The organism is Pseudomonas sp. RHF3.3-3, from assembly GCF_048069595.1.
In the GTDB taxonomy this organism is placed as follows: domain Bacteria; phylum Pseudomonadota; class Gammaproteobacteria; order Pseudomonadales; family Pseudomonadaceae; genus Aquipseudomonas; species Aquipseudomonas fuscovaginae_B.
In genome coordinates this window covers 6,164,133-6,176,670 of sequence record NZ_CP182250.1, presented here as the reverse complement: position 1 = coordinate 6,176,670, position 12,538 = coordinate 6,164,133, and the positions used below count along the sequence as shown (strand labels likewise).

13 protein-coding genes and 1 tRNA gene are annotated in these 12,538 nt (G+C 62.6%); 6 read left to right on the top strand and 8 right to left on the bottom strand.

What is annotated here, in order from left to right:
* Positions 1-77: 77 nt before the first annotated feature.
* The 8 genes from ychF to ACMGT0_RS27140 all read right to left on the bottom strand — a co-directional run bounded on the left by ychF (position 78) and on the right by ACMGT0_RS27140 (position 6,982).
* Positions 78-1,178 (bottom strand): redox-regulated ATPase YchF, encoded by a 1,101-nt coding sequence (ychF, locus tag ACMGT0_RS27175; protein ID WP_416770543.1) that lies wholly within the window; start codon positions 1,176-1,178, stop codon positions 78-80.
* A 23-nt stretch (positions 1,179-1,201) separates the two neighbouring features.
* Positions 1,202-1,786 (bottom strand): aminoacyl-tRNA hydrolase, encoded by a 585-nt coding sequence (pth, locus tag ACMGT0_RS27170; RefSeq protein ID WP_054060639.1) that lies wholly within the window; start codon positions 1,784-1,786, stop codon positions 1,202-1,204.
* A 165-nt stretch (positions 1,787-1,951) separates the two neighbouring features.
* Positions 1,952-2,548: a 50S ribosomal protein L25/general stress protein Ctc gene (locus ACMGT0_RS27165; RefSeq protein ID WP_054060640.1), complete on the bottom strand. Its 597-nt coding sequence runs from the start codon at positions 2,546-2,548 to the stop codon at positions 1,952-1,954.
* 136 nt (positions 2,549-2,684) lie between these two features.
* Complete coding sequence (locus ACMGT0_RS27160) at positions 2,685-3,626, bottom strand: ribose-phosphate pyrophosphokinase (protein WP_003171603.1); 942 nt, start codon at positions 3,624-3,626, stop codon at positions 2,685-2,687.
* Between the two features lie 46 nt (positions 3,627-3,672).
* Positions 3,673-3,747, bottom strand: a tRNA-Gln gene (locus ACMGT0_RS27155).
* 23 nt (positions 3,748-3,770) lie between these two features.
* The gene (gene ispE / locus ACMGT0_RS27150) at positions 3,771-4,634 is read right to left on the bottom strand and encodes a 4-(cytidine 5'-diphospho)-2-C-methyl-D-erythritol kinase (protein ID WP_054060641.1); all 864 of its coding nucleotides are present in this window, start codon (positions 4,632-4,634) and stop codon (positions 3,771-3,773) included.
* A gap of 1 nt (position 4,635) precedes the next feature.
* Positions 4,636-5,253, bottom strand: coding sequence for a lipoprotein insertase outer membrane protein LolB (gene lolB / locus ACMGT0_RS27145; RefSeq protein WP_054060642.1), 618 nt, complete (start codon positions 5,251-5,253; stop codon positions 4,636-4,638).
* Positions 5,254-5,257: 4 nt separating this feature from the next.
* Positions 5,258-6,982, bottom strand: coding sequence for a tetratricopeptide repeat protein (locus ACMGT0_RS27140; RefSeq protein WP_054060643.1), 1,725 nt, complete (start codon positions 6,980-6,982; stop codon positions 5,258-5,260).
* A 186-nt stretch (positions 6,983-7,168) separates the two neighbouring features.
* On the opposite strand from ACMGT0_RS27140, the gene hemA reads away from it, so the two are divergent.
* The 6 genes from hemA (at position 7,169) to ACMGT0_RS27110 (ending at position 12,528) form a co-directional block, all read left to right on the top strand.
* On the top strand, positions 7,169-8,458 hold the full coding sequence (gene hemA, locus ACMGT0_RS27135; RefSeq protein WP_054060644.1) for a glutamyl-tRNA reductase: 1,290 nt from the start codon (positions 7,169-7,171) through the stop codon (positions 8,456-8,458).
* Positions 8,455-9,537: a peptide chain release factor 1 gene (prfA, locus tag ACMGT0_RS27130; protein WP_054060645.1), complete on the top strand. Its 1,083-nt coding sequence runs from the start codon at positions 8,455-8,457 to the stop codon at positions 9,535-9,537. The genes hemA and prfA overlap by 4 nt, the downstream gene beginning before the upstream one ends.
* Positions 9,538-10,368, top strand: a complete 831-nt coding sequence (gene prmC / locus ACMGT0_RS27125) for a peptide chain release factor N(5)-glutamine methyltransferase (RefSeq protein ID WP_416770539.1) — start codon at positions 9,538-9,540, stop codon at positions 10,366-10,368. It abuts the gene before it with no gap.
* On the top strand, positions 10,362-11,117 hold the full coding sequence (locus ACMGT0_RS27120; protein WP_416770537.1) for a molybdopterin-synthase adenylyltransferase MoeB: 756 nt from the start codon (positions 10,362-10,364) through the stop codon (positions 11,115-11,117). The genes prmC and ACMGT0_RS27120 overlap by 7 nt, the downstream gene beginning before the upstream one ends.
* Positions 11,110-11,901: a glutamate racemase gene (murI, locus tag ACMGT0_RS27115; protein ID WP_416770535.1), complete on the top strand. Its 792-nt coding sequence runs from the start codon at positions 11,110-11,112 to the stop codon at positions 11,899-11,901. Before ACMGT0_RS27120 ends, murI begins: the two co-directional genes overlap by 8 nt.
* Positions 11,902-12,009: 108 nt before the next feature.
* Positions 12,010-12,528, top strand: a complete 519-nt coding sequence (locus ACMGT0_RS27110) for an acyloxyacyl hydrolase (protein ID WP_054060979.1) — start codon at positions 12,010-12,012, stop codon at positions 12,526-12,528.
* Positions 12,529-12,538 lie beyond the last annotated feature (10 nt).

Sequence of the window (12,538 nt, the reverse complement as noted above, 5' to 3'; positions counted from 1 at the left end):
ATAAAAAATCCCCGTGTCAGCGAGTGAACACGGGGATTTTTTTGACTATCGAGGTCCGTGTAGACCCACGGTCACACTTACACGTTGAAGCGGAAGTGCATCACGTCACCGTCCTTGACGATGTAGTCCTTGCCTTCCAGGCGCCATTTGCCGGCTTCCTTGGTGCCCGCTTCGCCCTTGTACTGGATGAAGTCGTTGTAGGCGATCACTTCGGCGCGGATGAAGCCTTTTTCGAAGTCGGTGTGGATCACGCCGGCAGCCTGGGGGGCGGTGGCGCCGACACGCACGGTCCAGGCGCGGACTTCCTCGACACCGGCGGTGAAGTAGGTCTGCAGGTTGAGCATTTCGTAACCGGCGCGGATCACTCGGTTCAGGCCAGGCTCTTCGAGGCCCAGGGCTTCGAGGAACATGTCCTTCTCTTCACCGTCTTCCAGTTCGGCGATTTCCGCCTCGATCTTGTTGCACACCGGCACCACCACTGCGCCTTCCTCGTCGGCGATGGCCTTGACCACGTCCAGCAGCGGGTTGTTCTCGAAGCCGTCTTCGGCGACGTTGGCGATGTACATCACCGGCTTGGTGGTCAGCAGGTGGAAGCCGCGGATCACCGCCTTTTCTTCCGCGCTCATGTTCTTCATCAGGCTGCGTGCCGGCTTGCCTTCGGTGAAGTGGGCGATCAGTTGTTCCAGCAGGCCTTTCTGGACCATGGCATCCTTGTCACCGCCCTTGGCGTTGCGCGCGACCTTCTGCAGTTGCTTCTCGCAGCTTTCGAGGTCGGCGAAGATCAGTTCCAGGTCGATGATCTCGATGTCGCGTTTCGGGTCGACGCTGTTGGCGACGTGAATCACGTTGTCGTCTTCGAAGCAGCGGACCACGTGGGCGATGGCGTCGGTTTCACGGATGTTGGCCAGGAACTTGTTGCCCAAGCCTTCGCCTTTCGACGCACCGGCTACCAGGCCTGCGATGTCGACGAATTCCATGGTGGTCGGCAGGATGCGCTTGGGATTGACGATCTCGGCCAGGGCCGCCAGGCGCGAATCGGGCATCGGCACGATGCCGCTGTTCGGCTCGATGGTGCAGAAGGGGAAGTTCTCTGCCGCGATACCGGATTTGGTCAGGGCGTTGAACAGGGTGGATTTGCCGACGTTGGGCAAGCCGACGATGCCGCAGTTGAATCCCATGGTGTTTCCCCTCGGGTAAAGAGTCAGGCCTTCTGGGTGTGCAGGTTTTTCATCGCACGGTTCCATTCACCGGCGAGAATATCCGGCAGCACGCCGAGGGCAAAATCGATGCTGGCATCGAGTTTTTCCTGTTCGGCGCGTGGCGCACGACCCAGGACAAAGTTTGAAACCATGCTTGCAACGCCGGGGTGGCCAATGCCGAGCCGCAGGCGGTGAAAGGTGTTCTGGTTGCCGAGCTGCGCGATGATGTCGCGCAGGCCGTTGTGACCGCCATGCCCGCCGCCCTGCTTGAGCTTGGCAACGCCGGGCGGCAGGTCGAGTTCGTCGTGCGCCACGAGGATTTCTTCAGGCTTGATGCGGAAGAATCCAGCCAGTGCCGAAACGGCCTGGCCACTACGGTTCATGTAGGTGGTGGGAATCAGCAGGCGAACATCCTGACCCTGGTGACTGAAGCGCCCGGTCAGGCCGAAATACTTGCGATCGGCCACGAGGCTGATGCCTTGTGCCGAAGCGATGCGTTCAACAAAAAGGGCCCCCGCGTTATGCCGGGTCTGTTCGTATTCGGTGCCTGGATTACCCAGGCCAACGATCAGTTTGATGGCAGTCACGACAGGGGCCCTTCTATGGAATGGTGGATAACAACGCCGTTGGAAACGGCGGCGAAAGTGGACGAAAAGTGCTCATTTACCATGATGTAAACTCCGCATTCTCGCCCGCTTTCTCGCTACGTTCCAGTCCGCGATGTTTCCAATCACTCCGGCGTCAGAGTGAAATTACTCTGCAGCGCCTTCTGCTTCTGGAGCAACACGTGGAGCGTGAACGTTGGCTACTGCCTTGTCGTCGCCGTGTGCCAGAGCTACGAACTCAACGCCTTTTGGCGCCTTCAGGTCGGACAGGTGAATGATCGAACCGACTTCGGCGTTGGCCAGGTCGACTTCGATGAATTCAGGCAGGTCCTTGGCTTCGCAGGAAACTTCGATCTCGTTCACGACGTGGGAGATCTCGCCGCCTTTCTTCACTGGAGCCGCTTCGTTGATGAAGTGCACAGGAACGGTAGCGGTCAGTTTCTTGCCAGCGACAACGCGAACGAAGTCGGCGTGCAGGATGAACTGCTTGGCTGGGTGACGCTGCAGGGCCTTAACGATCACGTTCTGCTTGGTGCCACCCACGTTCAGCTCGATCACGTGGCTGAAGGCAGCCTCGTCTTCGAACAGCTTGGCAATTTCTTTTGCCAGGATGGTGATGGACTCAGGAGCCTTGTCGCCACCGTAGACAACGGCAGGAACCTGGCTGGCGAGACGACGCAGGCGGCGGCTCGCACCTTTCCCCAGGTCGTTACGCGCTTCGGCGTTCAGGATGAAATCAGTCATTTTGTATCTCCAAAATAGCCATCTTCCGAGCACGTCTGCGACCGACGTGAGCGGTATGGGCAAAAAAGCCCCGCCCCAACAGGGGTGTTGGGGCGGGGCGCTTTACGTCAACGGGTGGTCTGCCAGGGCCGGGCCCTTAGCGGAACATCGCGCTGATCGATTCTTCGTTGCTGATGCGGCGAACCGCTTCGGCGACTACCGGTGCGATATCCAGTTGACGGATACGTGCACAGGCTTGTGCTGCGGCGGACAGCGGGATGGTGTTGGTCACCACCAGCTCGTCCAGCACGGAATTTTCAATGTTCTCGATCGCCCGGCCCGACAGCACAGGGTGTGTGCAGTAGGCAAAGACCTTGGCAGCGCCATGTTCCTTGAGGGCTTTCGCCGCGTGGCACAGGGTGCCGGCGGTGTCGACCATGTCGTCGACGAGAATGCAGGTGCGGCCTTCGACGTCACCGATGATGTGCATCACTTCGGAGTGGTTGGCCTTCTCACGACGTTTGTCGATGATGCCCAGATCCACGCCCAGCGACTTGGCAACGGCACGTGCACGCACGACGCCGCCAATGTCCGGAGACACGATCATCAGGTTTTCGAAACGCTGGTCTTCGATGTCATCCACCAGAACGGGGGAGCCGTAGATGTTATCTACCGGGATATCGAAGAAGCCCTGGATCTGGTCAGCGTGCAGGTCAACCGTGAGGACACGGTCGATGCCTACCACGGTGAGCATGTCAGCCACGACTTTCGCGCTGATAGCCACACGTGCGGAGCGCGGACGGCGATCCTGACGGGCGTAACCAAAGTAGGGGATCACCGCAGTGATTCGGGTGGCTGAGGAACGGCGGAAGGCATCAGCCATCACGACGAGTTCCATCAGGTTATCGTTGGTCGGAGCACAAGTCGGCTGAATGATGAAGACGTCTTTACCGCGGACGTTTTCATTGATCTCAGCGGTAATCTCGCCGTCGGAGAACTTTCCGACAGAGATGTCACCGAGAGGGATATGCAGCTGACGTACGACACGCCGAGCCAGATCGGGGTTGGCATTCCCCGTAAAGACCATCATCTTGGACACGCGCAGTACCTGAAGGCTGAGGGTAACCTGGATGAGTATTAGAAAATGGCAGGGGCGGCTGGATTCGAACCAACGCATGGCAGGATCAAAACCTGCTGCCTTACCGCTTGGCGACGCCCCTGTATCTGTTGCTACGAGTAGCTGCTACTCGCATTCCTGGAGCAGACTTTGCAACTTTCGGTGCAACATCGAGATGTTGCTGCCTTTGGCTACAAACCCTGTATGGGTCTCTGCAAGAAGGGCCGAGACTTTATCAGCTTCAGCTTTGTTTGGGAAGGCCCCAAACACACAACTTCCAGTTCCGGTCAGTTTCGCTTCGGTAAATTTACCCAGCGAACTCAAGGCATTACGTACTTCCGGATAACGCCTTGAAACAACCGGCAAGCAGTCATTTCGACTGTTTCCCTCGGGAACGGGGCGCACTTTAATGGGCGCGGAGTCACGTGTCAACAGCGGATCCGAAAAAATTTCTGCTGTACTTACAGAGACTTGCGGGACAAGCACGACATACCACGGTTCCTCGGGGTCCACCGGTGTGAGCTTTTCCCCGACACCTTCGGCGAAAGCCGCATGGCCGCGGACGAAAACCGGCACGTCGGCACCCAGGCTCAGGCCCAGGGCCGCCAGGCGGTCCTCGTCCCACTTCAGTTGCCACAGATGGTTCAGGCCGAGCAGGGTGGTCGCGGCATTCGAGCTGCCGCCGCCGATGCCGCCACCCATGGGCAGGATCTTGTCGATCCAGATGTCCGCGCCGAGCGTCGATCCGGATTGTTCCTGGAGTTTTTTCGCCGCGCGCACGATCAGGTTACTGTCGTGGGGTACGCCGTCGAACTCGGTGTGCAGGTGGATCACCCCGTCGTCACGCAGGGCAAAGCGCAGCTCGTCACCGTGGTCGAGGAACTGGAACAGCGTCTGCAGCTCGTGATAACCATCGGCCCGGCGGCCGATGATATGCAGCATCAGGTTCAGCTTGGCCGGCGAGGGCAGGGTCAGTTGGCGGGCGCTCATGTCATTGCCCCAGCCGGCGTGGCTGCCAGTCCTTTACGACGAGCGTGACGTCGAGATCCTGGCCGTGCAGCTTCAGGCGCTCGGGCAGCCAGTAGCCGTTCTGTTCGGCATAGCTCTGGTATTCGACCTGCCAGCCGTCCTGCTCCAGGGTGGCGAGCCGGCTGTCGTTGTCCAGGCTCAGGCGGCTCTTGCTGTCGGGTGCGGGCAGGCCGCGGACCCACCAGACCAGATGGGAAACCGGCAGTTTCCAGCCCAGTTGCTCCTCCAGCAGGGCTTCGGGGCTTTGCGCCTCGTAGCGGCCCTGGTTGGCCACTTCCAGCGAGACCTGGCCGGGACGCCCGGTCAGGCGCGCGGCACCGCGGCCCAGCGGGCCGGACAGGCGAATGTCGTAGTAGTCCTGGCGCTGCAGCCAGAACAGTGTACCGCTGCCGGAGTCCTTCGGCGCACGGATGCCGACCTTGCCGTTGATCTGCCAGCCATCGAGGCTGCTCAACTGCTGCTTGTGGCTGGCCCAGCGGGCCGGGTCGCCGTGGCCCTCGACGGACTCACGGGCGCCGAAGCCCGCACAACCGGCGAGCAGGGCGATCAGGCTGAAGACAACGAGGTGGCGCAGGAACATAAGCTTAAAGAGTCTCGGAACCGGTCAGGCGTTTGATGGTGCCACGCAGGATGGGGCTGTCGGGCTGGTCCTTGAGGAACCTGCCCCAGATTTTTCTGGCTTCGCCCTGCTTGCCATTGGCCCACAGGACTTCGCCCAGGTGCGCCGCGACCTCCTGGTCGGGGAAGCGCTCCAGGGCCTGACGCAGCAGGCGCTCGGCCTCGTCAAGGTTGCCCAGGCGGAAATTGACCCAGCCGAGGCTGTCGAGCACGGCGGGATCTTCCGGGTTCAACTGGTGCGCCTTTTCGATCAGTTCCTTGGCTTCGGCATAGCGGGTGGTGCGATCGGACAGGGTGTAGCCGAGGGCATTGAGGGCCATGGCGTTGTCCGGTTCGCGCTTGAGAATCGCCCGCAGGTCCTTTTCCATCTGGGCCAGATCGTTGCGTTTCTCCGCCTGCATGGCGCGGGTGTAAAGCAGGTTGAGGTCGTCCGGATACTGCAGCAGCGCCTGTTGCAGGACTTTCCAGGCCTGCTCGCCCTGATTGTTGGCGGAGAAGATCTCGGCTTCGATCAGGTACAGCTGGATCGCGTAGTCCGGCTGCTCGTCACGGGCCGCGGCGAGCCGCTTCGAGGCCTCGGCGCCACGGCCGCTGGTGACCAGGATGTCGGCCTGGCGCAGTTGGGCCGGCAGGTAGTCGTTGCCCGCACCGACCTGCTCGTATTCTTCCAGGGCGCCCTGCGGGTCGTTTTTCTCCTCGGCGATGCGGCCGAGGTTCAAATGGGCGGAGTCGACGTGGCTGTCACGGGCGATCAGTTCCTCGAGATAGCCCTTGGCCTCGTCCCAGGCCTTGGCTTCCAGGCAGACCAGTGCCAGGGAGAAGCGCAGTTCGTCGTCTTCCGGATACTGCTGGACCAGGTTGGAGAACTGCACCTTGGCGTCGGCCATGCGGTCCTGTTCGACCAGCATGCGCGCATAGGTCAGGCGCAGGCGCTTGTCTTCCGGATACTTCCTGATGCTTTTTTCCAGCAGCGGAATCGCTTCCTTGCCGCGATTGAGGTTCTGCAGCAGGCGCGCGCGCAGCAGCAGCGGCGCGATCTCGCCATCTTCCGGCGGGTTGTTCTCCAGCAGCGTCAGGGCGCCCTGGTTGTCGCCGTCCTGTTGCAGCAGCAGGGCCTTGCCGAAAATCAGCTGGCCGTTCTTCGGATGCCTGACCAGCAGGCGGTCGAAGCTCTTCATCAGGCCGTTGCGGGTGTCCTGGTCGGTGTCGGCGGCCGACAGGGCGAGGAAGTCGAAGTGGGTATCGCCCTTGCCCTGCAGGACCTTCTCCATATAGACCATGGAATCGTCATAACGCCCGCCGCGGGCCAGCTGGATGGCGGCCGCACGCTGTGCTTCGAGATCGTCCGGGGCGTTTTTCGCCCAGATCAGCGAGGTATCGAGGGCGGCCTGGTCGGCACCCAGGTACTCGGCGATGCGGAAGGCGCGCTCGGAGATGCCCGGGTCCTGGGTGTTAATCGCCTGGGTGACGTAGTTGTCCAGGGCAATATCGAAACGATTTCGCTGTCCGGCCAGTTCCGCGCTCAGCAGGCTGAAGACCGTGTCTTCACTGAAGGAGCCGTAGACCTTGGGCTTTTCCGGGGCCGCCGTGGTTTCCTCGGCCGGCGGTGTATGGACCGGCGACACGGGTGCCAGGGCCTGGCAGCCGCTGAGGAAGGCAAAAGCGAGAAGCAACGCGGACGATCTATTCATATAGGAGAAGGGCAACTAACCTGCGGTCGGGCCATCATGACACAAGCGGTGGGCAGAACCATACCCGAGACCGCTCACCGGGGGCATTAATAGCAACGTTCGATTATGACAATAGTCGGCGGTGGTTGTTCTGAACCGGGTGAAGTAGGACAATTGTCGGCTTCTCGACATCATCAGCGACCTTGAATGGCCTTCCTCGCACTCGGCATCAACCACAAGACGGCCTCCGTAGACGTGCGCGAGCGCGTGGCGTTCACTCCCGAGCAGTTGGTGGAGGCGCTGCAGCAGCTCTGCCGTCTGACCGACAGCCGGGAAGCCGCTATCCTCTCCACCTGCAATCGCAGCGAACTGTATGTGGAACAGGATCACCTGGCGGCGGAGACGGTACTGCGCTGGCTGGCCGATTATCACCACCTGAGCCTGGAAGAGCTGCGTGCCAGCGCCTATGTGCACGAGGACGATGCGGCCGTTCGTCACATGATGCGTGTCGCCTCCGGGCTGGATTCGCTGGTGCTCGGCGAGCCGCAGATTCTCGGCCAGATGAAGTCGGCCTATGCCGTGGCACGCGAAGCCGGGACCGTCGGTCCGCTGCTCGGGCGGCTGTTCCAGGCCACCTTCAGTGCCGCCAAGCAGGTGCGCACCGATACCGCCATCGGCGAGAACCCGGTGTCGGTGGCGTTTGCCGCCGTCAGCCTGGCGAAACAGATTTTCAGCGACCTGCAGCGCAGCACCGCGCTGCTGATCGGTGCCGGCGAGACCATCACCCTGGTCGCCCGCCACCTGCACGAGCAGGGCGTCAAGCGTATCGTGGTGGCCAACCGGACCCTGGAGCGGGCCAAGACCCTTGCCGAGGAGTTCGGTGCCCATGCGGTGCTGCTGGCCGACATTCCCCAGGAGCTGGTGCACAGCGACATCGTCATCAGTTCCACCGCCAGCCAGTTGCCGATTCTCGGCAAGGGCGCCGTGGAAAGCGCACTGAAGCTGCGCAAGCACAAGCCGATCTTCATGGTGGACATCGCCGTCCCCCGGGATATCGAGCCGGAAGTCGGCGAGTTGGACGACGTTTACCTCTATACCGTCGACGATCTCCACGAAGTGGTCGCCGAGAACCTCAAGAGCCGCCAGGGCGCCGCGCAGGCGGCCGAGGAACTGGTGAGCAACGGCGTCGACGACTTCATGGCGCGCCTGCGCGAGCTGGCCGCGGTGGATGTGCTGCGTGCCTACCGCCAGCAGAGCGAGCGCCTGCGTGACGAAGAATTGCAAAAGGCCCAGCGTCTGCTGGCCAATGGCAACAGCGCCGAGGACGTGCTGATGCAACTGGCCCGCGGCCTGACCAACAAGTTGATGCATGCGCCCAGTGTGCAACTGAAGAAGTTGTCCGCCGAAGGCCGTCTCGATGCGCTGGCCATGGCGCAGGAACTCTTTGCCCTCCGTGAGGGCTCATCGGATAGCTTTTCGGATAAGAAACCGCAATGAAAGCGTCACTGCTCAAAAAGTTGGACGTCCTCCAGGACCGTTTCGAGGAACTGACCGCCTTGCTTGGCGATGGCGAGGTCATTTCCGACCAGGCCAGGTTCCGCACCTACTCCAAGGAGTACGCCGAGGTCGAGCCGATCGTCGCCGCCTACCAGCAGGTGCTGAAGGTGCAGGCGGACCTCGAGGGCGCCCAGGCGCTGCTCAAGGACAGCGACCCGGACCTGCGCGAAATGGCGGTCGAGGAAGTCCGCGAGGCCAAGGAGCAACTGGTCGAGCTGGAATCCACCCTGCAACGCATGCTGCTGCCCAAGGACCCCAACGACGGACGCAACGTGTTCCTCGAGATTCGTGCCGGTACCGGCGGCGACGAGGCGGCGATCTTCTCGGGCGATCTGTTCCGCATGTACTCGCGTTACGCCGAAAAACGCGGCTGGCGGGTGGAGATTCTCTCGGAAAGCGAGGGCGAGCATGGCGGCTATAAAGAGGTCATCGCCCGGGTCGAGGGCGAGAATGTCTACGGCAAGCTGAAATTCGAATCGGGCGCCCATCGTGTGCAGCGCGTACCGGCCACCGAGTCCCAGGGGCGTATCCATACCTCGGCCTGCACCGTGGCCGTGTTGCCCGAGCCGGACGAACAGGAAGCCATCGAGATCAACCCGGCCGACCTGCGCATCGACACCTACCGCTCCTCGGGGGCGGGCGGCCAGCACGTGAACAAGACCGATTCGGCGATCCGCATCACCCACATTCCGTCCGGGATCGTGGTGGAGTGCCAGGAAGAGCGTTCCCAGCACAAGAACCGGGCACGGGCCATGGCCTGGCTGTCGGCCAAGCTCAATGACCAGCAGGCCAGCGCCGCCGCCAACGCGATTGCCAGCGAGCGCAAGTTGCTGGTGGGCTCCGGCGACCGCTCCGAGCGTATCCGTACCTACAACTTCCCCCAGGGCCGGGTCACCGATCACCGTGTCAACCTGACCCTGTACTCCCTGGACGAAATCATGGCCGGTGGAGTCGAGGCGGTGATCGAACCGCTGCTGGCCGAATACCAGGCCGACCAACTGGCGGCGCTGGGTGACTGAATGACTATTATTGCCAGCCTGCTGCGCGCCGCTGAACTGCCCGACTCGCCAACCGCGCGCCTGGACGCCGAGTTGCTGCTGGCGGCGGCCCTGGGCAAATCCCGCAGTTACCTGCACACCTGGCCGGAAAAGATCGTCAGCAGCGAGGACGCGCAGACCTTCGGCGATTTCCTCCAGCGCCGCCGCGAAGGTGAGCCGGTGGCCTACATCCTGGGCCAGCAGGGCTTCTGGAAGCTCGACCTGGAGGTCGCGCCGCACACCCTGATTCCGCGCCCGGATACCGAGTTGCTGGTGGAAGCCGCCCTGGAACTGCTGCCGGCCACCCCGGCCAGGGTGCTCGACCTCGGCACCGGCACCGGCGCGATTGCCCTGGCCCTGGCCAGCGAGCGCCCGGCCTGGCAGGTCACGGCGGTGGACCGCGTGCCGGAAGCGGTGGCCCTGGCCGAACGCAATCGCCAGCGTCTGGGCCTGGATAACGCCACGGTGCTGCACAGTCACTGGTTCAGTGCCCTGCAAGGCCTGCGTTTTCAATTGATCATCAGCAACCCCCCCTACATCGCCGCGGCCGATCCGCACCTGGCCGAGGGTGACGTGCGCTTCGAGCCGGCCAGTGCCCTGGTGGCCGGTGCCGATGGCCTGGAGGACCTGCGCACGATCATCGCCCAGGCACCCGCGCACCTGGAGGCCGGTGGCTGGTTGCTGCTCGAGCACGGTTACGACCAGGCCGACGCGGTGCGCGGGCTGCTGGCGGCGCAAGGTTTCAGCGAGGTGCACAGCCGCACCGACCTGGGCGGTCATCAGCGCATCAGCCTGGGACGGCTGCCGTGCTGAACGATCAGGAGCTGTTGCGCTATAGCCGGCAGATCCTGTTGCGACAGGTCGATATCGACGGCCAGTTGCGCCTGAAACACAGCCGGGTGCTGATCGTCGGTCTTGGCGGCCTCGGTGCGCCGGTGGCCCTGTACCTGGCTGCCGCCGGCGTGGGCGAGTTGCACCTGGCGGATTTCGACAGCGTCGACCTGACCAACCTGCAACGCCAGATCATCCACGACACCGACAGCGTCGGTTCGAGCAAGGTCGACTCGGCCGTGCGCCGGCTGACCGCGCTCAACCCCGAGGTGCGCCTGGTCGCCCATCGCCAGGCCCTGGATGAGGACAGTCTGGGCGTGGCCATCGCCGCTGTCGACCTGGTGCTCGACTGCTGTGACAACTTTGCCACCCGCGAGGCGGTCAACGCCGCGTGCGTGGCGGCCGGCAAGCCGCTGGTCAGCGGAGCGGCGATCCGTCTCGAAGGCCAGTTGTCGGTGTTCGACCCGCGTCGCGCCGACAGCCCGTGCTACCACTGCCTGTACGGCCACGGCAGCGAGGCCGAGTTGACCTGCAGCGAGGCCGGAGTAGTTGGCCCGCTGGTGGGATTGGTCGGCAGCCTGCAAGCCCTGGAGGCGCTGAAGCTGCTCGCCGGCTTTGGCGACCCGCTGGTTGGCCGGTTGTTGCTGGTCGATGCCTTGAGTACGAAGTTCCGTGAGCTACGGGTCAAGCGCGACCCGCAGTGCAGCGTCTGCGGTAGCCGCCATGCGTGAGGCGCCGATCGGGGTGTTCGACTCGGGTGTCGGCGGCCTGTCGGTACTCAATGAAATCCACCGTCTGCTGCCCAACGAATCGCTGCTGTATATCGCCGACTGTGGGCACATTCCCTACGGTGAAAAAAGCCCGGAATACATTCGCCAGCGTTGCGAGGTGATTGCCGGCTTCCTGCGCGAGCAGGGGGCCAAGGCATTGGTGATCGCCTGCAATACCGCCACTGTCGCCGGGGTCGCCGACCTGCGCCAGCGTTACCCGGACTGGCCGCTGGTGGGCATGGAGCCGGCAGTCAAGCCGGCCGCCGCCGCCACCCGCAGTGGCGTGGTCGGCGTGCTGGCGACCACCGGTACCTTGCAGAGCGCCAAGTTCGCCGCCTTGCTCGACCGCTTCGCCAACGATGTGCGGGTGGTCACCCAGCCCTGTCCCGGGCTGGTCGAGATGATCGAGGGCGGCGACCTGCACAGCCAGGCCCTGCGCCAGCTGTTGTCCAGCTATGTCGAGCCATTGCTGGCGGCCGGTTGCGACACCATCATTCTCGGCTGCACCCACTATCCGTTCCTCAAGCCGCTGCTGCTGGAGATGGTTCCCGCCTCCATCAGCCTGATCGACACCGGCGCCGCAGTAGCCCGGCAGCTCCAGCGCCTGTTGCAGGCCCGCGACCTGTTGTCCACGGGGCCAGCCCGCGAGGCGCGGTTCTGGACCAGTGCTGATCCGCATCACCTCGGAAAGATCCTGCCCATGCTATGGAATAAACCAGGCAGCGTGGAAAGCTTCGAACGTTAGGAAAATTCTTGAAAAAGCCCTGGAATTTGCTGAACTTCTGCCTCGCGTCACGCTTCTATTGAAGGTCTTCCTCGCTGTAAAACATCCCTTTGAAATAGGATATTTCTGATGAAGAGATTGTTCTGTCTGGCTGCGTTGACGGCCGCGACCCTGATGTATGGCGTGACGGCACAAGCGGCCGGTGTCGAGTTTTCCCTTGGCCAGACCAGCGATTCGACCCAGACCTACCGCTTGGGCCTGCAATGGGATTGGGATAAAAGCTGGTTGCAAAGCGACGTCGGTCGCCTGACCGGCTACTGGAACGGCGCTTACACCTACTGGGACGGCGATAAGGTTTCCAGCAACCACAGCCTGTCGTTCTCGCCGGTGTTCGTGTACGAGTTCTCCGGGGCTTCGGTCAAACCCTATATCGAGGCGGGGATCGGCGTGGCGCTTTTCGCCCACACGGAAATCGAGGACAACAAGCTCGGCTCGGCCTTCCAGTTCGAGGACCGTCTCGGTTTCGGCCTGCGCTTTGCCGGTGGGCATGAAGTGGGGATTCGCGCCACCCACTATTCCAATGCCGGTATCCGCACGCCGAACGACGGTATCGAAAGCTACGCCCTGCATTACACGATGCCGCTGTAGCGTCCCGTCG

Excerpts from the sequence above, each read along its gene's own strand:
- ychF (WP_416770543.1), bottom strand. The coding sequence starts at position 1,178 with ATGGGATTCAACTGCGGCATCGTCGGCTTGCCCAACGTCGGCAAATCC.
- ACMGT0_RS27165 (WP_054060640.1), bottom strand. The coding sequence starts at position 2,548 with ATGACTGATTTCATCCTGAACGCCGAAGCGCGTAACGACCTGGGGAAA.
- ispE (WP_054060641.1), bottom strand. The coding sequence starts at position 4,634 with ATGAGCGCCCGCCAACTGACCCTGCCCTCGCCGGCCAAGCTGAACCTG.
- lolB (WP_054060642.1), bottom strand. The coding sequence starts at position 5,253 with ATGTTCCTGCGCCACCTCGTTGTCTTCAGCCTGATCGCCCTGCTCGCC.
- ACMGT0_RS27140 (WP_054060643.1), bottom strand. The coding sequence starts at position 6,982 with ATGAATAGATCGTCCGCGTTGCTTCTCGCTTTTGCCTTCCTCAGCGGC.
- hemA (WP_054060644.1), top strand. The coding sequence starts at position 7,169 with ATGGCCTTCCTCGCACTCGGCATCAACCACAAGACGGCCTCCGTAGAC.
- prfA (WP_054060645.1), top strand. The coding sequence starts at position 8,455 with ATGAAAGCGTCACTGCTCAAAAAGTTGGACGTCCTCCAGGACCGTTTC.
- prmC (WP_416770539.1), top strand. The coding sequence starts at position 9,538 with ATGACTATTATTGCCAGCCTGCTGCGCGCCGCTGAACTGCCCGACTCG.
- murI (WP_416770535.1), top strand. The coding sequence starts at position 11,110 with ATGCGTGAGGCGCCGATCGGGGTGTTCGACTCGGGTGTCGGCGGCCTG.
- ACMGT0_RS27110 (WP_054060979.1), top strand. The coding sequence starts at position 12,010 with ATGAAGAGATTGTTCTGTCTGGCTGCGTTGACGGCCGCGACCCTGATG.